The organism is Pseudoflavonifractor sp. MSJ-37, assembly GCF_018917965.1.
In the GTDB taxonomy this organism is placed as follows: domain Bacteria; phylum Bacillota; class Clostridia; order Oscillospirales; family Oscillospiraceae; genus Pseudoflavonifractor_A.
Window position 1 is genome coordinate 1,122,198 of record NZ_JAHLPP010000001.1, and the last position, 22,267, is coordinate 1,144,464.

Sequence of the window (22,267 nt, forward strand, 5' to 3'; positions counted from 1 at the left end):
AAAAGTTCTCTCAAAAGACGCCACAACCGACTGCGTTGAAACCCCCGTCAACTGCCCGCACTGCGGGCAGAAGTGATTGGGCGGAGCGTCGGTTCCGACGCCAGTCCTTTATCCTGCTTTTCGTCGGCGCAAGCTCCATATCCCTCATTTCCGCCGAAAGCGGCGAAAACTCACTCATTCCGCTGCGTCTCCTCTTCCCACCGAACCCGCTTCGCTGGGCTTCGGCGGGAGCCCTGTTTTCTTTGTTGACCATTGCTTGCAGGCATCTCCACCTCGCTTCCGACAAGAAACAGCACACGGTAAAAGTGCGGCTTCAACACCTCCGGCACAAACGCCGCAACGTTCGTTTCAATGGGTTGCGGCGGGTACACACGCCACCCCAGCCCCTAACCGCGCACACACCGGCTCACACGGCGAAACACGGGGCGTTTCGGATGGGGGTGCTATTACTACCCTCGGAGTGTTTTGCGCGGTTCGGAAACCCTGCGTGGCCGGGTGTCAGAGCGGCAAACTTTGCCGCTTTTAGGCCTTGGTCAGGGCGCTCCCGGAGAACGCAGAGAGCCTGCGTAACAGCGATGCGCTCATGCGCGTCGCTGTTACGAGGCGTCGCGGCCCCGCTGGGCTGCGTGATCCCGTTGCTGTTTCTCTCACCGCATTGATGGGCTTCACGGTTTTGTCTGGCCACGATAACAGCATGCAGAGAAAGATACTCGCCGGTTTCACACGTTGGTCTGTTCCATGCGTCTTGCCACTCGCTGCCGTTCCTTTGCCCTGTCCACAGCATCCATCTGCCGCTGATAAAACTGGTCGATGGAAAACTGGATCGGCAGGATCGTGTAGAGCAGACTTCCGTTTTGCTTGCGCCCGTCCCTCGTGATGATGCTGGTGCGCTCTGTGCGGATGAGCCCGCGTTCCTCCAACTCCTGCACATACTTCCGCACGGTGTTGTTGCTCATGCCCACCGCCTTGCCGATGGTGGCATAGCTGGGATAGCACTGGTAGGTTCTGCGGTCTTCGATGCGGAGCAGGTAACCATAGACAGCGATCGCGCCGTGAGACAGACCCAGCTGATAGATCTCATTGGGCAGAGGAAAATAGTTCTTGACCGGATCGCGCTTTGTCCAAGTTCTCATCTGGCACCTCCAGTCTGCCGCTCTACCCACTGTTGGAATTTATCCTTGGGCACCACGAACCGACTGCCGATGCGCACAGACGGAAATACTTCTTCGTGCATCAGCTCGTAGGCGCTGGAGATAGACACGCCCAGTACCTTTGCCACCAATTCCGCGTTGAGGAACAGCGGCAATTCATCGTAGCTGTGATAGGTTGATATTTTCAAAATCGTTACCTCCAATAGAATTCAGAGAAAAATTACTTGCGTTTCGGAGGTCCCTCTGTTAGACTGTTTGCAGATGGAGTCTGCGTTTTCCGAAACGCGGCGCGCCGCTGGACTGCTGCAACAGTTCAGCGGTTTTCCTTTTTGTAGGAACGATTGATGTTTCTTCCCCCTTCCATGATGGTTTCGTGCCACGCACCGTACCCGTTCCTGCCCTGCGGCCTTGTTTGACCTGCACGGCGTTTTCAACTGCCCTGGCACGCTCGACCGCTTTACCGCGGCGTCCTGGCGTTACTTCTCCGGCATGTATCATCTCCGGTGATGGGTATTCAGTTGTCGAGGTGCAGAGACGACCGAATTTTTCTCTTGACTTTATCGCCCATACAGGTTAGACTTATTTTTGAAATAAAGAATATTCGGTCTATGTACTTAGACTAACAGAAATGAAAAAATCTGTCAAGACCGATAAATGAACGGATTGTAAATAAGTCTAAAACAGGAGAGTGAAAATGATCTCTTTTCAATTCGAAACCTACATTGCGGATGGTGCGGAGCATTATAGCTATGGCGCGGACTACGGAAAGGGCATGGTGCAGACATCGAAGACCGTGTCGTTTCCCGAGAGCTTGCTGTCACTCGTTGACATGAACATCGACGAGATCGAGCCGGCGATCCGGCAGCTCAACGAGGTACTCTGGCAGCTTACGACAACACGGGAGAAACAGTATGCCGAGGAAGTAAACGCACTGTTGGATGAGCTCGAACTGCGGCACATCTATTTTCAGCAGTTTGCGCTGGACTGGAGGTATCGGCTGTCACGGGCGGTGATCTTCGAACAGTACACGGAGGATATGCTGCCACGCAAATATCTCTATGCGTTACCGGACACCTTGCGACGGATGCAGGGACAGATTGTGGAGCTGTTTGAAAATGTGCTGGATGCGGACAACAGCGACGAGCCGACCTCGAAGCGAATGGTCGACTATTATCAGCGCAGCGGCGAGACGGCATTTCGATTCTATCCGCAGTCGATTGGGTTTGAGTTGATCGGTGAAGTGTTTACCGAGGTTCTGACGCCAAATAACATCTACGATATCCTCGACTTCCAGCTCCGCGCCTGTGTGAAGCAGGAAATTAAGATGCGTCGCTGCAAAAACTGCGGCAGGTACTTTGCGGTGATGCGGCATGGCGCGACGGAGTACTGCGGTCGCGTGGCCGACGAGCGCGGGCGCACCTGTCGGGAGGTCGGGGCCATCAATACATGGACGCGCAGCAAGCGGGACGATGAGGTATTCAAGGTCTACCGCCGAGAGTACAAAAAGCGCTTTGCGTGGATCAAGGCCGGACGGATCACCGACCAGCAGTTTTACGATTGGAGTGAGCGGGCCAGAGCGGAGAAGGATAAATGTGAGCAGGGCCTGATCTCCCAGAAGGAACTGGAAGCCTGGCTGAAAGAATCCAAATGAAAAACCGTGTGCTGACCTTGCGGTCAGCACACGGTGTTCTTTGTCTATAGCGAGGCAGATTTTACCCCGCCCCATGTGGGATCTGAATGCTATTTTTCTTTATTCCCCGCATCTTCCAGCAGATTTGTAACCACTTCGCTGAGCTGTGCGGCGTTCTTGGAAGTGATGACAGGAACGCCGGTCTGCGTCTCAATGGCCTTCCGTGTGTCGCCAGCCACCTTGCCACCAGCACGGGCCACGTCGATGTTCTCCGAAAAGGTTGCCGGTGCCTTCTGCTTGGAAATTTCCGTGGTGGTGGCCTCCGCCAGCATATTCAGCACCAGCTCCAGCGTGGTCATGTTATCACGAAGGTTTTCCTTTTTCAAACCTTTTAGGTTTTTGTACTGGCGGGTAGACATTCCCGACCACGCGCGTGAGATCTCATCGGTGAGGATGGCGTATTCCACGCCCTTCTGCACGCCGCGGGCATCCCATTCATCGGTCAATTCTTTGCGAACTTGGATGGCTTGCAGCCGCTGGTTGATCCACTCGCGGGTATAGCCCTTTTTGAGATAGGTTTCCAACGCCCGCTCGATGGTCAACTCCGGATCGATGGTTTCCTCAATACGCTCCCGGCCGACCTGTGCCAGCCAGAGTTTGAACGGTTCTGCTTTAGGGGAAGGAATGGACTGGATGATGCGGAGAAGTTGCTCGGTATCGGCCACATCGGTCAGGCGTTTTTTACCATCATGAGCCGTCATTTTCAAACCGTGACAATTTGTCACGGTTTCATTGCCCTCGGCCTTCAACCGTTGTTTGAGTTTGCGCCAATACGCCGTGGGATCAACGCTGTCCGTCAGTACACCAACCACATCGACAATGGAGAAGTACCATTCTTCCTTTTCTTCATCCCACGCCGTGCGGATACGTTGGTTTTCAAAAAGCTGGATTTTATCGTTTGGCTCCATATATGCATTCTCCTTATTAATCATCCTTCATATGTCCGCTCTCTAACGGCACCATATAGGTGCACTTCTTTTCTTCGTTAAGATAGTTGGTGCAACCATAGAATATGTCACCATTCTTCGGATTCTTTTTGACGATTAAATAACCATCTGTACATTTAGGACATTTCAAAATGTCATGCATATGCGTCCTGTCATTGGTCATGAAGTCGCAAAGTTCTGCCTCGTTTGTACATATCCAGAGATTCAGGCCATAGTTTTTATTAAACTCGTACTTTAGAGGAAAACCGCATACGGGGCAGCGCAAGTTAAACAGGTCCACTACTTGCATATTGAGCTCATCATCATGTGGAATATTGAAATCCTTAATGAGTTCTACAAGAAATCTGGATGGTTTCGTTTTAGGTGCCGCGATATATACCCTGTTTTTTGTCCGTGTCATCGCCACATAAAACAATCGCCGCTCTTCTGCAAAGGGCATGCTATTGTCCTCATATGTAACGAGCTTAATAATAGGATCATCTTCTATCTGGCACGGGAACCCGAATTTTCCTTCGAACATATTGATCAGAATTACGTTGTCATACCCAAGTCCCTTAGAGCTATGCGCCGTCATAAATGTTATCTTTGCATTTGGATACTTCTCGCTTCTAATCGCACCGCCCGGCAATTCGCTGAACCGATTTGTTCGGTATAGCTTGTACATATCATAATTGTATCGTCCGATCAGCAAAATCGAACTCTGCTCGCCATACTCAGATATAATCTCGCCAATGACATGCTCGATGGTATCTGCAAGTCGCTCCATTGGTTTGATACTATCATCGAAAACTTCAAGAACAATCGGGTTCTCAAGATGCTTTGGAGAAATCAACTGCTTTCGGATTTGCGAAGTATTTCTTTGTACAAAGCCTCCAGCAATATCGATAAGTTCCTGAGAATTACGGTAGGTATGAGTAATCTTCAACTCCGTTCCAGCCCCCATAAGCTCCAGGAAACGAGTAAATAGCGTTATATCAGAGCCAGAAAAAGCATATATCGACTGCCAGTCATCACCGACCGCAACAACCTTCGCCTGTGTAATTTGAGATAGCCTTTTCGTTAGATTGAATCTCTGACGAGCAATGTCTTGGAACTCATCAATGATGATGTACTTGTAAGGGAGCGTGACATTCTGCCGCTCAATCTCCTGCAAATAGAAGTGTGCATCATTTATCATGTCTGCAAAGTCTATCTGATTGCGTTGTTTCAGCACGGATTGATAGTGGTAATACACCTGCTCGGCAATATCCAGAAACAGAAGCGTTCTCGGATTGTCTGTTCTTTCTCGCAAAATAGCGAAGCCGCCATCGTCATAACCGGTTGTTTTGTATTGCTCAATAAACTTCATCATAAAGATGATCAGCTTATAAATATACTTATCTTTTCCGGTTGCTACAATTTTCTTATAAACTTCCTTCAAATTACGAGGCTTTAAGATAAAGCCTTCTTTTTCAAGAACTTCTTTCAGATGGTCCAGGAGAGGACGTCGATCCGTATAGAAGGACCATGTTTCCAGCAATGTAGTTTTATTGGTCTTATGAATACGGCGCTTATCACTAATGGCGCGAAGATAACGCTGCCGCTGCTGCGGAGTAAACAGGCTGTTGTAGCCGCTCTCGCTGAGTGCATAGTGCTCCAGCCAAACGCTGTGCTCCCCCTGTGAAATATAGAAATCAGGTGTGTATTTTTTGTTACGAGAAGGCGATCCAAAGGGATACACTCTTTCATACTCATAATCCAGTCCGTTCAGATACAGGAAATTTGCAATTTGTACTTCCTGCATGGAACGCAGATATTCTCCCGTTATGGTCCGAGTCTTTTTCGTGCGCTGCTGTTCGACTTTTTTAATGTACTCGCCCAGCCCACTTTTCAGTGTTTCAAAGTCCTGCGCCGCTTTGTAAAGGTGGTATTGATTCAGATCCGTAAATTTGAAGACATCCTCGGACAGATCAAAATAATATCCCAAGAACAAAACCAGGTTACGCATAAGCTGCTTGTTGTGAAAAATTGTCTTTTCCAGCATATCAAAAATAATCTGCTGGGAAGAAAAATTGATCTCAGGCGGTTCTGCCGAAAACTGCTTTACAATATCATACGCAAAAGCATGGAAGGTACAGATCTTTGCCGGAATGCCAAGTCCCTTATTGATACGATCACGCAGTTCTCCAATCGCCTTGTTCGTATAGGAGATCACAATGATCTCTCCCGGATCTATATTCTTTTTCTCAACCAGATACTTGACCTTTGCAGCCATCGTTGTGGTTTTTCCCGCACCTGCGCCAGCTACCAACAGGCAGTAGTCATCATCGGTAATTACTGCACGGCGCTGCTCTTCATCCAACTGGATATTAGGGTCAATCTGTTTTAGGATATTGTCAAAATAGTCTTTATCCCGCTCCAGCGTGCGGTCCACATATGTGGTATTATGCGCCGTAATATCTCCATCCAAAGATTGCATCTGGCGCAAGAAACGGCGCAGTGAGTCGATATCAACTCGTATCGCCGCAGCGTTATTGCAGACATATTGAAAAATAAGCTTATTGGTTAGGCTCTCGTTGTATTTTCCATATGTATCCCGCAACCTCTGCGCATCTCTGTGCGAAATATAGTGTTCTGCTGAAAACAACTGGGCGTGGTCTCGTTCGAAAGAAATCAGGACGTTTTGCAGATTTTTGTAATCCAGTCCCGCCTCTTTCATGTGCGGAGTATTCTTACTCAAAGAGGAAAAGTATGATGCTGGCAGCCCGCAGTGAGGGCATTTTTCAGCTCTGTCGGAAATTGAATTTCCACACTCCGGGCAACGAATTAAGGCCATATCTGTGTCCTCCTTGTGGCATCGCAAAGTAAACTATGCGTCAAATCCAAGCTTTTTCAGTCTTCCTCGTACCGCCGATGCGCTGCGCTTTAGGGTAATGGCGATCTCACTCACTGGTACGGACTTCTTATATAGGTCAATGAGGCAGTCATCATGATCTTTCGTCCATGGAGCGCCTTGCATCTCTGTCTACATATTCTCTGCTGTGAGAATTGCATCCAGATTGTCTATGATAAAATGCTGCGCGGCATTGTTGTAAACGACAACCTGATAGGGTCCGTTGCTGCTCGTTCGTTCTTCCACGGAAATGCCGGTTTCTTCGCCAATTTTCGTTGGCCTTTTCGTACGCTTTCCGTCTGGTGTGAGCGCGCATTCCATCATTCCAATTTCCGTGAGCCATGTGAGAATTCCTGAATAGGTAAGTTTTTGCATAGTGTCATTATCAGCCAGAGCGTTTATCCGCTTGGCAATTTCGCTGGCCGGAATAGGCACCTCAGAATAGACAAACTGGCTTCTTTTCTCAATGGGGATTTCAAGAGGAAGCTTTTTAGGTTTCTTATTCACAGCCGTCTTCGTCCCGCCGTTTTCAATTACCTGCCGCAACACGTCAGATATGAAGAAAAAGCAACGCGATAACCGGACATTGTTGATAAGATCATCGTCTGGTGCCATGGTGTCATCGATGGGATTGATGCCATTCGCCAGCTTGTCCATATACATTTTTGCCCGTTCTATTTTTTCAAGTTCCGTCATACGTTCCTCCTTTACCCCACTACCAACTTACTTGTCTTCTTCAAAAACTTCGCTGGGATTGGACGGGCCAGCTGCCAGGTGATATTCATCGGCCTGCTGCCTGTGTGCTTCACGTAGTTCGCCGTGCCCAGATAGGTGTACGCCTCCGCGCCACCGGTCACACGGTCTGACTTAAACTCACAGGCGAACAGTAACACCTTAAGTACATTCTACTTCTGTTTGTATTTGTGCTGAGAGTTTTTCTCTTATGGCGATGGTAACCTTGGGTATCCCATAAAACTAATCTGACCAATAACTCCATCCTGGCTGGCGATGTATCTTTTCACCAGCCTATTTCGTTATGCTTTTTTCGGTCTCGTAAATTTTGCGAAACTTTTTTCATTTCGGCTACTGACTTTTGTTTGCATGACTCCCCACATCAAAAAACTCAATTGCCATTTTACCAGACATTGTTCGTCATTCTTCAAAATCGGAATCCATATAATCCAACTTACTTTCGTTCAACAGCTTCTTTCGCTCCTGCCATTGCGGCATATACTGGTTTAAAATAGCGACAAACTCCGGACCATGACTTTTGACTTTCAGATGTGCCAGCTCGTGCAGGATTACATATTCAAGACTCTCTATCGACTTCTTCGCCAACTGAAGATTTAGCCAAATTTTTTGTGTGTTTGTGTTGCAGGTGCCCCATTTGGTGGTCATATATTTGCTTTGCCAACCGCTACAGTAAAGCCCCGTAGTTTTCTCCCACTTGGGAAGATATTTCGCCACTTCCTGTTTCAAGAGGTTGCGGTACCATTCATTTACGAAGCTCTCTCTCTGCTTTGGACTGCTTTCTTTTCTAACCGTCAGAATAGCCTTGTCACCCGAAAGTGTGAGAGCATTGCCTTTGTAGCTGTATTCCACTTGAAGAAAGTACTGCTTACCCCAAACATATAATGTTTCCCCGGACACATACTGCCGCTCGCTTTGACGCGGCTGCTGTTGAAACTTCTCCTGTTGTTTTTTGATCCAGCCGAGTTTTGTCCGAACGAACATCGTAATTGCTTCATCCGTCAGTTGCGTGGGTGCCGATACACGAACCCTGCCGTCCGGTGGAAGCACAGAGAGATGCAAATTTTTAATATTTTTTCTGATAACTTCCACAGGAATATTGAAAATAACTATTTGCATCAGTACTCCTCTTGTTCCACAACAATTTGATAAATTCGCTCCACTTCGCTATCGTCATTCAAAAGTTGATAGAGCGCTCGCTTGATTTTATTTGCCTTAACCGGATTATTTCGGAAACCATCGAGCCGCGCCTTGACAATGGCTTTGTGCAGCTTCAAGGCAGTCGCCTCATCTTCTCCGCAATTATCATAGAGCGCCCGCAGTGCGCCATTGGAACGAATACTCTCAGGGTACTTTGTATTCTCCTCGGGCTTTGCAACATTTTTCGCCAGTTCCATGTATGTGTCCAGCAACTGCCCGTAGGCAATCACTCCGCGGCGGCGGTCAAGTATCAACTGCTCCAGGATTTCAGACATTTTTGCGTAATAAGCAGGGTTGATGACCATTCGCTCAACAACCTTTTTGCGGATGTTGTTCTCAATGGTTTCTGCCGCACTCTCCTGCTCGCCTTTTTGCTCGCTCTTCAGCTTATTTTCCTGCGAGATGATGAAATCAAGCAGGGTAAAGTCATCCATGCTGCCGATCTTTTGCGACTCGCTGGCTGAGATGTAGTTGTCAATCAGATACCGCATACCCGGTTCGTAGGCTTTCAGATCAATAAAATCGCCGCTGGCCCTACCAATCGTGTCACGCATGTTCACATAGAACGCAACCCTGTCGTCCAATGCGCTTTGCTCGGAAAGGGTATACCCTAAATCCGTCATACGAGGCTTTAACTCCGCAAAAGCGCGAATCAAGCGTCCAACGAGCTTGTACAACTTCTCACGAATGCGGGCAAAGGCATCGTCCTGATTTTCGTCGCGACCACTTTCACCGCAGAAATAGTGGATATAGTCGAGCTCTTTTCTGGGCAATTCGACGCCCTCGCAAAGCTCATCCAATTCCTCCAGGGTATCAACGAAATACTTTTTCGCTTCTGTTGCTCTATCTTTCAAAAGCCCATCGACATCCTCTGCATCATAGCTTTCAAAGGCACCGGCGGTATACTTGTTCATGGCATCCGCCAAGTCTCCGAATAGTTCCTTGTAATCTACAATATAGCCAAAGTCTTTGCTCTCGCCATCCAGACGATTGACTCGGCAGATCGCCTGGAACAGGCCGTGGTCATGCATCGCCTTATCGATGTAGAGGTAGGTACAGCTGGGAGCATCGAAACCGGTAAGCAGCTTGTCAACTACGATCAGCAGTTTCATGTTTGCGGGTTCGTCCACAAACTTGCGTTTTGCTTCCGCTTCAAAAGCTTCTACTTTTTTGGCAATCTGCGTCTTGTCCTCCGACGGGTCAACGCCGATCATTTTCAGATAAGTGCTGTATTTTTCAAATGTTTCGGTTTCTTCCTCGTCGCTGACAGTATCCGTTCTTAAATCACCGGCTTGCGGCGCATAAGAAGAAATAATCGCACATTTCCGGAAACCCTTGCTTTGGAAAATTTCATAATATCGGCATGCTGAATACACAGAACCGGCCACAAGGATAGCATTTCCGTTTCCGTCCATCAGTCGTGCCTTGGTGGCAAAATCAAAGATGATATCATTGGCGATTTGCTCCAAGCGGGAGCGAGAGGAGAAAATCTTTTGCAGGTTACCCCAATATGCTTTGAGTTTTGCTTTTGCTCTGGGGGCCAGCCCAACGGTTTTTGCCTCAAACCATGCGTCGATTCTATTCTGAGAGGTCATGCCCTGCGGCACATCTCTGGCCTCGTACCGCAGATCCAGCACAACGCCGTCTCGAACACCTTCGTTGAACTTGTAGGTATGGATATATCCGCCGAAGGTTTCCAGACTGGTCTTTTTGTCCTTCTTCAAAAGCGGCGTGCCCGTGAAACCGATAAAGATGGCATTGGGAAGGATCGTCTTCATGGCCGCGTGGAGCTTACCGGACTGAGTGCGGTGGCACTCATCCACAAACACCACAATATCACCCTTTGCGGAAAAATCCTTGGGCAATGCGTTTTTCAAATCTTCGATGTATTTTTCGTAATCTGTTTCTGAGCTGTCGCTGCCGCGCTTTCCGAATTTATGTACCAGAGAGCACAGAAGACGGTCATCGAAAGCATTCAGGCGTTCAAGCAGATCTTTTCCACTCTTAGTGCGGACGATATTCTCATCCACACCCTTGTAATTCTTTTCGATTTGCTCATCCAATTCCTCGCGGTCGGTAACAACCAATACACGCGCATTGGGATTATTCTCCAAAATCCACTTGGAGAACCACACCATCGTCAGACTCTTGCCGCTGCCCTGGGTATGCCAAACGATGCCGCCGCTCTTCTTGTCCGTCAAACGATGCTGCGCCCGCTTGATGGCATAGTACTGATTATAACGGCAAACCTTTTTGATGCCCTTATCGAAGATCACAAAGTTATGGATCAGATCAAGGAAACGCTTTTTGTAAAACAGCGCAAAAATCTGCTTTTCCAACTTGCCGGGAATACTCTCGCAATATTCCTCAACCTCAATATCCACAATATTGCGTTCCGTCTGATGCTCGGTAAAGCCGTCGTCTTTCCATTCCAGATAGTGCTTTTCCGGGGTAAGCAGCGTACCATAGCGCAAGCCCTCACTGTCGTTACCGGCCATGCAGAACTGAATGGTGGTAAAGAAATCTTCGATGAAATTCGATTTCTGGTTGGTCAGATTCTGCCGGATGCCGTTGGACACGGATACGCTACTCTTTTTCAGTTCGATCACCGCAAGTGCGATGCCGTTCACATAGAGAACGATATCCGGGCGCTTGGTGTTGTTGCTTACAATGGTGACTTCTTCCGCAATGTAGAAGTCGTTTTTGCTGACGTCTTCAAAGTCAATAAAATATACCGTCTTAGGGGACTGCTCCACAGACTCTTTGACCTTAGCACCGTATTTCAGCAGACTGTAAACCTCTTTGTTGGCGTGGTACAGGCCCTGCTGCAGATTGGTAGAGGTCTTCACCAAGGCATCCACTGCATTGGATGCAAGCTTTTCGGAGTAGCCTTGTTTCAGCAGCCAGGCATGCAGCTGCTCCTGCATGATATTGCGGTTTTCACTGTCATGCAGGTTCCCCAGATATGTATAGTGCAGCTTGTCCCGAAAGAACTTGACCACACGGTTTTGCGTTTTGCGCTCGCTGTCGCCAATGTTGGGCATAGTGTATTTGCCTCCTTTCGAAGCTAATACAAAAGTATTCATTGCGGATCATCAATGAAGGTTAAATATTGATGTCCAAGTTTCGTTATCCTATATGACTCGCTTCTGGAAATTCGTTTCAGCTTGGGAACTTTGACTTCTTTAGGCTTCTTTGCATAAATTTGCTTTATAAGTTCCGTAAGCGTTTTGCCAAGGGTATCAAGATTTTCATCTCGGTTTGCTTCGTTTTTACTTTCCAGCATACCCAGGCGACAGAGCTTTTCCCGAATAAAACTATACTGTGTTTCGTCTATATTTTCCTCTCTCATAATATCCCAAAAACTCTCATGCTCTTCTTCTCCTATTTCAATTGTAGGCCGGTATAATCTGAGAACACGAATATCTAATTCATTCATTTGGGACAATGTATGGAAGAAATTAAACACAACATCGTCATTGGGGTTCTCGACCCCCATCAAATTGATATACCCATTGATATTGTCCTGAACCTTCTGCTCTTGATTTTCGGAAATGATATTATCGAACAGAGCGTCGCGGTAAGGACCGTCAATAAATTTCTGCCGAACAGTCGGATCGAGTTGAGTAAGGCGCTGTTCTACGATTTCCTGCCTCTGCATCACGGAATTCAACATTTTTACTATATTTCTTTCAAAACGCTTTTGCTGATAAGAAAGCTTTACTCCTAAAAAAGCTGGGGCCACGGCACCGAGAAACCCACCCGTTAAGGCTTGAATAGCTGCGCTAACAGCCTCATTCCCAATGATACTCGCCGCGGCCATTCCGAGCTCCGGGAGATTGTCAAGAAGCATTGAGGCACCAACTTCCAATGAAGTTTCTGCAAGGTCCTGTGCTACACCCTTCGCTTCCGATAATTCGTTTTTCTCTTTCATTTTTATACCCTTCTCATAGTATATTTGCGCTGATACTTATCCAATGTAGAGAACTCTCCCGACTGAACAATTATTACGTATCAATCCCAAACCAAATGCAAACAAGAGCACCGATTACAACAACAGCAATCGGAACCAATATTTGCCAGAAAAGCTTGGACACCACTTTTTCTTTTTCGGGTGCGGGATTGGATATTTCACACTCAGTCTCAATAGTGTTCTTTGATCCAATGGCGCTGTTTGAAATCTTATTACCGTCACCAATATGGACACTGTTATCCTCATACTGAATAACGGTAGGAGGCGACGTGCGAGGGGAAGCCTTTTTCTTGGCAAGAAGTGCATCGCGCAGACTAATTACCAACATTTCATCTTCCGAGGACAGTATGAATTCCTGCTGCTCTGATCCAGACGAACGATTCGCGTAAATGCTCACAAGTGTCTGAATCCAATTTTTCGAGACAAAAGCGGTCATGGTTTTCACGCGGATGGTCTTTCCAAAAGCATATTTTTTGAATTCGTCAATGGATTTGCACTCATATGACATATCTTCTGAATCAAATGAGATCACACAATTAAGAGTAAGATTATTTCGGTCTTCAAAAACAAACCTTAGGGCATCCCTTATCCATTCGTATGTAGACACCACATTGTCGTAAGAGTCGATGCGGTGTTCATTATCCCGATACTTATATGAGATATCAGCCATGCCCCTTACCTCCACCCAAAATTCCAGAACCCTCGAGTTTGTTTTTATCGCCTATATTAACGCTGTTGTCTACATAAATGTATTTATTGATGGTTGTATTTGTTGCGGCAACTTCTTCAGGCGAAATACTATCTGTATCAATATCCAAATCGTCAAGACATCCATAAGTCTTGTCCAACTTAATGAATATTTTCATCAGCAACATTTTGACAGTGTTGAGTACACCTTCGAAAATGTTCAAAGGCACAATCTGCTTAATGGAATAACACTGTATCCCGCTCATCTTAAGTACCATACTGGCAGCCCATGTCAAGTCACGACCAACTTCATTTGGGGTAGGATTATTTACAAAACCCTCAATGGTTCTGATTCCGTCTGGAATAGGGAGGTAAAAAGTGGAAGGATCTTCTGTTTTCATTATTTCTAACAGTGGCAAAGGCGCGTCGGTAACCTTGTAGCTTCCATTGATGCCACTATACTTGAAAACTGTATTTTTGGCATAACGGTACTCCGGAAGCATGTTTTTTCCATATCCGTGCAATTCACATTCTGCCCACTGCTGTAATTCATCGTTGCCAATATCCGATGCAATGATAAAAAGGCGGCTTAATGCCACATCCAGAGAAATACTGTTATTAGCAAGTTCTTTGATTATTTTGCTTTTAGCCACAAATTGTCCCCTCCTTTACACCAGTCTGATCTTACCCGTCAGAAGCTGCTGCATCATGCCTTGCTTGACCTGACGGTATTTTCCAAGTTTGCTTTCCAGCAACTCGATTTCTTTATCCATGCCTAAAAGGATATCAGCAATCGCTTGTTGCTCTTCAATATTTGGAATCATTACGTTAATACTGCTGAGCGCGTCCGCATGGATATGGACTACGGCATCTCCCTGACCTTTTTCCGCTCGCTGCTTGCAGACATCTGCTGTGTTAAGCAGCGTTCCCATAAAGGCAGGATCGAGCTGAGTCGCAGGTCTGAAAATTAAAATATCCCCGCCAGCATACACATCTGTTTCATGGATAATAGCCGCACATTTGCCAATCTCTTCTTTTGTTTCGCCAGAGGCAGCGAATAATATATCTCCTCTGGATACCCTTTGTGCATTGGCGGCAACTTCTTCGGAGATATGAGAGAAATAGTTTGTGACATAATTTTGGTGTTTCGTATAAAGCTCGCCGTATCTGACTGCAGGAAGATTGCCTGAGTTAGATTGGTTTCGACTTATGCCCGTCCCTTTAACAAACACGCCAAGAGAACCAAGCTTGCATTTGTTCCATTCACCCTCGAATCCCGGCAAGCGGCGCTTGCCTGTCAGCAGTTCCTGCATTGCGCCCTGCTTGATGGCTTTTTTCTTGGCAATTTGCTTTTCCAGTAATAACATCAATTCATCAATGTCGGTAAGAGAATGCGCAATTGCCTCCTGCTCGGGTTTTGGCGGGACTACAATTTCAATAGCAGACAGTTGCTTCCCGTTAGTCAGTGCTCTGGTTGTGTATGTGCATCCCATAGTGATTGCATTCCGCACCGCCTCGGTCGTAAAGCAGTACTTACAATATTCTGGCGTGAACATGTCATTTTTAGGCCTGCCACGAAGGACAAAGCCGCTAAAAACGCAATCGTCAATATTGTCTAACAAGACCGATGACATTCCAACTTCTTCCGGTGTTTCAGATGTTCTGGTGAAAAAGACATCATTTTTTTGTGTCTCAAATCGACGAATTTCGCCACGAGTAAGACTAACCTTACCACACACATCGTTTTTCTTCAGACCACGCTTTTTATATACATCCGTATAATTGACAATAGGTGTGCCATATCCAAAAAATTCTTTGCCTTTATTTAGGCCGTTCTTAAAATCCAAAAAATCTCCAATTGTGGCTGTATCCCATGGCTTCACCATACAAATCCCATCCTTTCCAGGTGGGCTTTAACTTTGGACTCATAGTCAGCAACGGCAGCAAACAGTTCGGGCAGAGTATTCTCATACCGCTCCAGCAGCTCCACAATGCGGTTGGTCATCTGGTGGGAAGTGGTAACATACAACGACTTGATTCCTTCAAAGATGGTAGCGTACCATTTGCGGTTTACCAACAGGTCCAGAATCTCATCATCGGTCAGCAAAGCATACTTTGCCCGAACCTTTTCCTCCAGTTCGGCGTTCATTTCCTTGACGGCCTTATTCTGCTTGGAAAGGGACTCCGTCAAATCCGCAAACTGCTTCAATACCGCATATTCTTCGCCCTTGGAATCAGTCTTTTTCAGCACCTTCAAACGGATGGCGACAGCCTTGGCGTCCACCTTGTCCTTGTCGTTCAGGTATTCTTTTAGATATCCATCATCGCCGGTCTGCTCCTCCACAAACTCGTCCAGTCTGCTCTGGGTCTCCTCGGCAATGGCCTGTGCCTCATTGATTTTCTTGCGCTCAAGGGCAAAGAACACGGACTCGATCAGCGCCTTGGGCAGCAACACGCCCTCCCAACCAATCACCCTTTCCTGACCCTTCTTCTTGCCGGAGGTATATTCGCCCATGATATTCTCCCATGTCCGGGCAGCACCGTAGCCGTCCACTGACACAAGATAAACATCGTCACCCATGACTTCGTGCCAGTAAGAAAGCAGCACTTCGTAAACATCGTATTTATCCACCAGCTCCAGGCCATGAAAGCATCCTATCAACTGCTCCGATAGTTCCACAATATAGGGCTTGACTTCCGTATTCTCATCAATATTCCGGAGGCCATAATCCACCATCTGCATCCATGCATCAAATGCATTATCGATGCGCTCGGCATAGGCAGAAAACTCAGGGTCATGATAGACCATATTGCGGATATCCTCTTTGGGAATGTTCAGCTGATAATAGCCATCCCGCAGCTGAGAAAACAGCTTGTCTTTCAGACCGGGGAACAGTACCCAATACTTCTCCATGGAATCCACATCTGTCGCAGGAATACCGCCATGCAGATGTCCATCAATGTCCTGTAAATCTTCCGGGGTGGAGCTGTCAATATAACGGGGGATATTCAGGTTATACTCATTTTTCTTTTTGATCTCGTCATTGGGAACGAAACGGGCATACTTGGGATCGTCTGTGATTTGCTGATTGAATGTGGTGACGATTTTGTAGATGTCCCGCTCACGAAGGCGGTTCTTGTTGCCGTCCTTAACGAAGTCATGGCTGGCATCAATCATAAAGATACCCTTGCGCTCGACGGCATCAGCCTTATCGATGATGATAATGCAGGCAGGGATACCGGTGCCATAAAACAGGTTGGCGGGCAGGCCGATGATGCCCTTGATATAGCCCTTGTCAATAATAGCTTTGCGGATAGTCGCCTCCGCATTGCCACGGAACAGAACACCATGGGGAAGAATGACCGCAGCCTTGCCGGTGCTTTTCAAAGACTTCAAAATATGGAGTAGCCACGCAAAGTCGCCGTTCTTTTCAGGCGGTCTGTCGCCATAGCCATCAAAGCGGCCATAATCCTTAAGACCATCCGTCCAGTTTTTCAGAGAAAACGGAGGATTGGCCACCGCAAAGTCGAAACGCTTCAGCACCTCATCATCGGAACCTTCTTCAAAATAGCGGGGAGCAGAAAATGTATTTCCTGCTCTGATCTCACCGGCAGCCTTGTTGTGCAGGACAAGGTTCATCTTGGCGAGACCTGCGGTGGTTACTTCCTTTTCCTGTCCCCAAATAGCAATCTCGAAGGGGGCTTCATCCGCTGCTCGAATCAGAAGTGAACCGGAACCGCAGGCAGGGTCATACACGGAGTAACCCTCGTCGCGCTCCTCGATGCTGTCGATGCCAATCACTTTGGCAAGAATACGGGAAACTTCGGCCGGTGTGTAGAACTGGCCCTTGCTCTTGCCGCTTTCCGTGGCAAAATGGCGCATCAGATATTCATAGGCATCGCCAAGAATATCGTCACCGCTGGCTTTGTTCTTTTTGAAATTGAATTCGTCACGCTGGAAAATGGCAATCAAGCCGGTGAGCTTATCCACCATTTCTTTGCCGCTGCCCAACTTAGCTTCATCATTGAAATGGGCATTGTCGATCACGCCGCGGAGATTGTTCTCCCCGGCTTCTGCCAGCTTGGCAATGACCTTATCCATTTCTTCACCGATATTTTTATTACCCTTCAATGCAACCAAATCGTTGAAACTGCCGCCTTTGGGAACCGTAATATCGGCATATTTTACGCCCTGAAACTTGTCCGTAACATATTTCACGAACAGCAGGGTCAGGATATAGTCTTTATACTGAGAGGCATCCATGCCGCCCCTCAGCTTATCACAGCTCGCCCAAAGAGAACTGTACAGCTCATTTTTCTTTATTGCCATGTTCGTTTACCACGCTTCTCTTAATTTGATATTTCTGCTTTCCCGCAAATTGGCTTTACGGAAACTGCGTTGTGTTATCTTTTCAATTTGTATACACGGTTCTTATTGCCGCCCTCTGCAATAACAACACCTTCATCCAGCAATCCCTTCAACAGCTGTTTGGCTCGTGTACTCTTAACACCCAGCAGTTCTGCAATATCAGCACTTCTGGCCGAAATATGATCAGTAAGGTATGCAACGATTTCTTCTTTCTGCCGCGCAGATTTTATCGTCGCTTTTTTATCGTCACTCTTTATCGCCGCTTTTTTATCGTCACTCTTGGAGAATAAGAGCGTTAATGTTGTCCGCTCCGGCTCGAGTTGCTCTGTAATCTCCGGAGTTGTCCAATTTTGCTCGCGCCAGACGCGGAAGATATTCGGAATGCCACTACCAGCACGCTCACCGATATCGATCAGGTTGAACATTTTCAGCATCGTTCCGTTCCGCGGATCAGAAACACCGCCGCTCTTTGCGGCATCAATTTCGATGCGGAAGCTACCTGGGTTGGACATCGTAATGCTATTACGCTTTTTGACGATGACCAGCCCCTGTCTGCCGTAATAATCGGCATTCACCAGACAGTTGGCCAGTGCTTCACGCAGAGCCTGATGCACAGGGGTATCATCCACTCTGGTGCCGCCATCCATTTTAAACGGTACCTTAATGTCCTGAATCAGCTTGTTATAGACGCGGAAATAGAAGTCGTACACATTGCCGCTCCAGTCTCCGGAGGAGGAGATGATGCGGTCAGTCCAGCGGGTATCAGCGTCATACTGTTCCTGATAGTCCAGAAAGTAAGCATTGAATTCCCGCACAATGTCGTATTCATTGCCGAACATGAGAAGTCCAGCAGAAGTGGGATGCTTCTTCCCATCAGAGCCGATGCCCACAGCGCCCAGCTTCAGAAGGAAATCTTCATCCTCCAGCGCCTCCCATACATGACCGGGGCGGGAGAGGCGCATCCTCTGGCGATAGCTGCGAATGCTCTCTTTGTTGAACACAGTCATGTCCATTTCATTCAGGATGAGCATGTCCTGGGTTTTCACGGAAGCATCCCGCACCATGGCCTGATATTCTTCTTTGGTGCAACGGTAGTCGCCCTCACCGTTGCGGCGGTAGGTGCAGAGTGGGTTGCCATCCACATAAACCGGCTTATACGAGCGCTCTGCACGGGGAACATTGATGACCACAATGCGGTCGCCATCTACCTCCTGGACGAATACATCCTTGGAGGTCAGGACATTCACGCTGGTCTTATTGGGGTTATTGACGATATCCCAGAACTCCTTAATGAGTCTGTCAGGGTCGGGCAGATCTACCGTGTGCAAGGATTTATCCGCCCATTCTTCCACTCCCAGCAGGATAATACCGCCATGGGTATTGGCAAAAGCGGAATAGGTTTCCCAAATGCTCCTGGGAAGCCCGCCGAGGGCTTTCTTAGCCTCAATACGGTTGTTCTCCCGATATTTTTCAAGATTACAGAAGTCGATCATACCGCACCCTCCTGAATTCTATTCTCACGCCAGCTTTTTTCAAGCGGCTCATAGGGGAGACCACACTCCTCACAGTACTGCTTCAGAGCTTTCATCGCCTTGATATTGGGGCGGGCCTTTCCGTTTTCCCAGCGATTCACGGTCGTAAAAGAAACACCGAGAGCGTTGCCGAATTCTGTTTGATTCATCAGACAAGATAATCTAAAATTCTTAATTTCGGAACTAAACGGCATCTGCAACTCTCCTTTACCAGATAATTGAATTTATTATATCACTGATATAGCGTTTTTACAACGTCAAGCTCGCACTTTAAGGTGAAAAAACGCCCACTGTCCGGAGCCTGACCAAAAGGTAGCGCGCTAAGCGTTCAGGTATTCTTCCATGACCTCAGTGCGATTCTGTCTCAAATGGTTTTCTCTATTCATCCGCCATGGTGGCACGAAGCTTCTCTTTATTCCTGCAGATCAGTTCCGGCTGTTTCTCATACTCCGTACAGAACGAAGTATCACACTCGGTCTGTCTGATATTGCCGTATCAGAACTCTCCAGGGATTTCTATATCGCGATGAAGAAAGTCAACTCGCTTTGAGTGCCAATCAAAAAATATTCACGATAAAATTATGATGAAAGTCAACAGCGTTTTCCTCGCAGGGCGCAGATACTTTCCCTTACTTCTGGTGCGCTTTCCCTTAAAATGCCCCTCAAATTACGGAAACGTAACAGCTATTGAGGGAAGACTAAATTTAACCCGAAATAATATTTCTGAGTAGTAAGTTCTATCTCCAAAAGACGAATGTGTGAGGGTATTCTTTGTCTATAGCGACGCAAATTCTGCGCCGCCTATCCCTGCATAAAAGACTTGCTCAACCTCTCCAGCAGAGGTACAATGCGACAGGCTGGAGAGGCAAATCATCCATCCGCGGCACTCCGGCAAACTATGAAAAACCGCTTTCTGTCCCCTGTCACGAGGGTGTTCAGAAAGCGGTTTTTGACCACATGTTTGACTACAGACAGGCGTGGAGCACGCGGAAACAGTGGAGTCAGGAGTTGCGAAGAGCGTCCATAATAAAACGAAAACGGCTATAAAGCACCGAAAAAAGTAGAAAAATTTTTATTCAAAAGTTTGGGACCAGGAGACCGTGCGTTCGAGCCGCACTACTCGGACCAAAAGCCCTCTGAAATCGTTGATTTCAGAGGGCTTTTCTTATTCTTTGTCTATTGCGGCGCAAACATTGAACTTGTTATTCTTAACATAGAATTTTGCTACACGATAAACAGAGTCACTATTATATTTGCCGCTGGATATATGGTATTTCTTTACAGACTCTTTGTAGTAACGGTCATAAGCCGGGACACAACCAAGCGTTCCCAGCAGTATTTTTGTTATCAACGTATCGCTTGCGGCATTGACTTTTCCGTCGATAGCAGGCCCCTCTGCAGCGTAGCACTCACATATTCGTTCCCCTATATCTTCCAATAGTGTGAGATTCTGTTCTTTACATAAGTCTTTCGCGCATATTCCCACTAACGGATCATATTTTTTCTCTTGAATAATTTTCACAACTGGAATATGCACCTTATAATCCTTTTGCAACAAAAATGATGATCCCCGGTACATTCCCCAGCTTGCTAAATAGAACGCAAGGTGAAGTGCCAAATGATCTATCGCCTGTTCATCATTTGCATCTCTGTTTTCCAAAAATGCCTTATAGCAATGCTCCCAGGACAGATATCTGCCATGGGGATCACTCATGGTTTGCTCGAAATATGCTCGTATAAGATTAACTGCACATTCCGCTGACATGGTCATCGTTTGATGTTCGATTTCATCACACGACACTTGTTCAGCGCAGTCTTGCCTTGCAGTCTGTTGAATAGCTGATGTTCCATAGATAGAGTACCTTGCAGGGTATCCGTCTAATCGCATTATAACCTTTTCATTCACAAGTGCCATAAGGGCAGAATAAATATTAGACGTATGAAAGCTATCTCCATAAATAGCTTCCGCCAGCTCTCCCTGTGTCATTGCACTTCCCGCCCGTAGTAACAATACAATTTTTTCTTTCTGCTTTATCCTCATTCTACACACTCCGACAGTCTGAAAGTCTATAGCAATTATGCTCCCAGCAAGCTCTGGTCAAAGGCGAACAGCGCCTCGTTGATCTCGAAGATGTCGTACTTTTTCTGCCTGATGAAATACTCAATAATGACGTCGAACTTGCTGCTGGCGCTGAGAGCGTAGCCCGCGCGGGCAACGAGGTCACGCGTCTCATCCAGATTCAGCTCCAGCGCTATAGCAAAGGCAATGGCTGTTGCCTTGGAGGGCTTGTAGTCCGGATTGTTGCGGATCTTAGAGAACAGCTTGCGGTCTACGTTGGCTTTCTTATATATCTCGGAATCCTTTTTGCCGCTTCGGTCGATGAGCTTCAACAGGGTTTCCGAGAAACCGGCGTCCAGATGTGCCAGCAGACTGTCTAAGCCGTCGGCAGACATAGGCGCTGCCGCTGCACCGGCAGACAACGCTCGACCTTCGAGAACGCTCATCCGGCGCAGGCGGTCCCGCCGGGAATCGGTATGCGCGTCTACATAGTGGTCATCAACATACTCGGCGATGTCGGCGAACAGTTTGCTGCTGATCTGATACGCCGTGCGGCTAAAGATCACAATATAGACCGTCATGTCGTTGTGCAGCAGGAACTCGCCGATAGTGTCCACCGCCACCCGGAGCGCCTGATCCTTTGGATAACCAAAGATGCCGGAGGAGATCAGCGGAAAGGCAACCGTTTCGCAGCCGTGCTCCTTCGCCAGCGCAAGGCTCGTCCGGTAGCAGGAAACCAGCAGCTCCCGCTCACCGTGACTGCCGCCGTTCCACACAGGGCCGACGGTGTGGATCACATATTGGCAGGGCAACCGGTAAGCCTTGGTGATCTTGGCATCGCCGGTCTTGCAGCCACCGAGCGTCCGGCACTCGGCCAGCAGCTCCGGTCCCGCCGCGCGATGGATACAGCCATCCACGCCGCCACCACCCAGCAGCGTTTCGTTCGCCGCATTGACGATAGCGTCCACCTTCATTTTTGTAATATCATTGCGAACAATTTCAAGAGGCATGGTTCTATTCCTCAATTTCTATCATTCA

At 47.5% G+C, this 22,267-nt stretch carries 18 protein-coding genes and 1 pseudogene; 1 reads left to right on the forward strand and 18 read right to left on the reverse strand.

Annotated elements, in window-relative coordinates:
- Positions 1 to 10: 10 nt before the first annotated feature.
- From KQI12_RS05315 to KQI12_RS05325, 3 genes are all read right to left on the reverse strand, one after another.
- Positions 11 to 253 carry a hypothetical protein gene (locus KQI12_RS05315; protein ID WP_216571124.1) on the reverse strand — a complete coding sequence of 81 codons (243 nt, stop codon included), beginning with the start codon at positions 251 to 253 and terminating at the stop codon, positions 11 to 13.
- A 466-nt stretch (positions 254 to 719) separates the two neighbouring features.
- On the reverse strand, positions 720 to 1,133 hold the full coding sequence (locus KQI12_RS05320) for a helix-turn-helix domain-containing protein (protein WP_216571126.1): 414 nt from the start codon (positions 1,131 to 1,133) through the stop codon (positions 720 to 722).
- Entirely contained in the window at positions 1,130 to 1,339 is a 210-nt protein-coding gene (locus KQI12_RS05325) for an AlpA family transcriptional regulator (protein WP_050618000.1), read from the reverse strand. The genes KQI12_RS05320 and KQI12_RS05325 overlap by 4 nt, the downstream gene beginning before the upstream one ends.
- Positions 1,340 to 1,845: 506 nt before the next feature.
- On the opposite strand from KQI12_RS05325, the gene KQI12_RS05330 reads away from it, so the two are divergent.
- Complete coding sequence (locus KQI12_RS05330) at positions 1,846 to 2,802, forward strand: DUF6076 domain-containing protein (RefSeq protein WP_216571128.1); 957 nt, start codon at positions 1,846 to 1,848, stop codon at positions 2,800 to 2,802.
- A gap of 89 nt (positions 2,803 to 2,891) precedes the next feature.
- On the opposite strand, the gene KQI12_RS05335 is transcribed toward KQI12_RS05330, so the two are convergent.
- The 15 genes and pseudogenes from KQI12_RS05335 to KQI12_RS05400 all read right to left on the reverse strand — a co-directional run bounded on the left by KQI12_RS05335 (position 2,892) and on the right by KQI12_RS05400 (position 22,239).
- Positions 2,892 to 3,749: a Bro-N domain-containing protein gene (locus KQI12_RS05335; protein WP_216571130.1), complete on the reverse strand. Its 858-nt coding sequence runs from the start codon at positions 3,747 to 3,749 to the stop codon at positions 2,892 to 2,894.
- A gap of 16 nt (positions 3,750 to 3,765) precedes the next feature.
- Positions 3,766 to 6,603: a UvrD-helicase domain-containing protein gene (locus KQI12_RS05340; RefSeq protein WP_216571132.1), complete on the reverse strand. Its 2,838-nt coding sequence runs from the start codon at positions 6,601 to 6,603 to the stop codon at positions 3,766 to 3,768.
- A 189-nt stretch (positions 6,604 to 6,792) separates the two neighbouring features.
- Entirely contained in the window at positions 6,793 to 7,356 is a 564-nt protein-coding gene (locus tag KQI12_RS05345) for a hypothetical protein (protein ID WP_216571134.1), read from the reverse strand.
- An 11-nt stretch (positions 7,357 to 7,367) separates the two neighbouring features.
- Positions 7,368 to 7,556, reverse strand: a pseudogene (locus KQI12_RS12445) (hypothetical protein); the annotation flags it as partial.
- A gap of 256 nt (positions 7,557 to 7,812) precedes the next feature.
- Positions 7,813 to 8,529, reverse strand: a complete 717-nt coding sequence (locus KQI12_RS05350; RefSeq protein ID WP_216571136.1) for a M48 family metallopeptidase — start codon at positions 8,527 to 8,529, stop codon at positions 7,813 to 7,815.
- Positions 8,529 to 11,654 (reverse strand): type I restriction endonuclease subunit R, encoded by a 3,126-nt coding sequence (locus KQI12_RS05355; protein ID WP_216571138.1) that lies wholly within the window; start codon positions 11,652 to 11,654, stop codon positions 8,529 to 8,531. Before KQI12_RS05355 ends, KQI12_RS05350 begins: the two co-directional genes overlap by 1 nt.
- Positions 11,655 to 11,692: 38 nt before the next feature.
- Positions 11,693 to 12,544: a hypothetical protein gene (locus tag KQI12_RS05360; RefSeq protein WP_216571140.1), complete on the reverse strand. Its 852-nt coding sequence runs from the start codon at positions 12,542 to 12,544 to the stop codon at positions 11,693 to 11,695.
- Positions 12,545 to 12,617: 73 nt separating this feature from the next.
- Complete coding sequence (locus KQI12_RS05365) at positions 12,618 to 13,253, reverse strand: hypothetical protein (RefSeq protein WP_216571142.1); 636 nt, start codon at positions 13,251 to 13,253, stop codon at positions 12,618 to 12,620.
- Complete coding sequence (locus KQI12_RS05370; RefSeq protein WP_216571144.1) at positions 13,246 to 13,923, reverse strand: hypothetical protein; 678 nt, start codon at positions 13,921 to 13,923, stop codon at positions 13,246 to 13,248. Before KQI12_RS05370 ends, KQI12_RS05365 begins: the two co-directional genes overlap by 8 nt.
- Positions 13,924 to 13,938: 15 nt before the next feature.
- Positions 13,939 to 15,156 carry a restriction endonuclease subunit S gene (locus tag KQI12_RS05375; RefSeq protein WP_216571145.1) on the reverse strand — a complete coding sequence of 406 codons (1,218 nt, stop codon included), beginning with the start codon at positions 15,154 to 15,156 and terminating at the stop codon, positions 13,939 to 13,941.
- The gene (locus KQI12_RS05380) at positions 15,150 to 17,600 is read right to left on the reverse strand and encodes a type I restriction-modification system subunit M (protein WP_216571146.1); all 2,451 of its coding nucleotides are present in this window, start codon (positions 17,598 to 17,600) and stop codon (positions 15,150 to 15,152) included. Before KQI12_RS05380 ends, KQI12_RS05375 begins: the two co-directional genes overlap by 7 nt.
- A gap of 74 nt (positions 17,601 to 17,674) precedes the next feature.
- Positions 17,675 to 19,132: an RNA-binding domain-containing protein gene (locus KQI12_RS05385; RefSeq protein ID WP_216571148.1), complete on the reverse strand. Its 1,458-nt coding sequence runs from the start codon at positions 19,130 to 19,132 to the stop codon at positions 17,675 to 17,677.
- Entirely contained in the window at positions 19,129 to 19,365 is a 237-nt protein-coding gene (locus KQI12_RS05390; RefSeq protein WP_187015588.1) for a DNA-binding transcriptional regulator, read from the reverse strand. The genes KQI12_RS05385 and KQI12_RS05390 overlap by 4 nt, the downstream gene beginning before the upstream one ends.
- A 970-nt stretch (positions 19,366 to 20,335) precedes the next feature.
- Positions 20,336 to 21,211, reverse strand: coding sequence for a hypothetical protein (locus KQI12_RS05395; RefSeq protein ID WP_216571150.1), 876 nt, complete (start codon positions 21,209 to 21,211; stop codon positions 20,336 to 20,338).
- 35 nt (positions 21,212 to 21,246) lie between these two features.
- Complete coding sequence (locus KQI12_RS05400; protein ID WP_216571152.1) at positions 21,247 to 22,239, reverse strand: O-acetyl-ADP-ribose deacetylase; 993 nt, start codon at positions 22,237 to 22,239, stop codon at positions 21,247 to 21,249.
- Positions 22,240 to 22,267 lie beyond the last annotated feature (28 nt).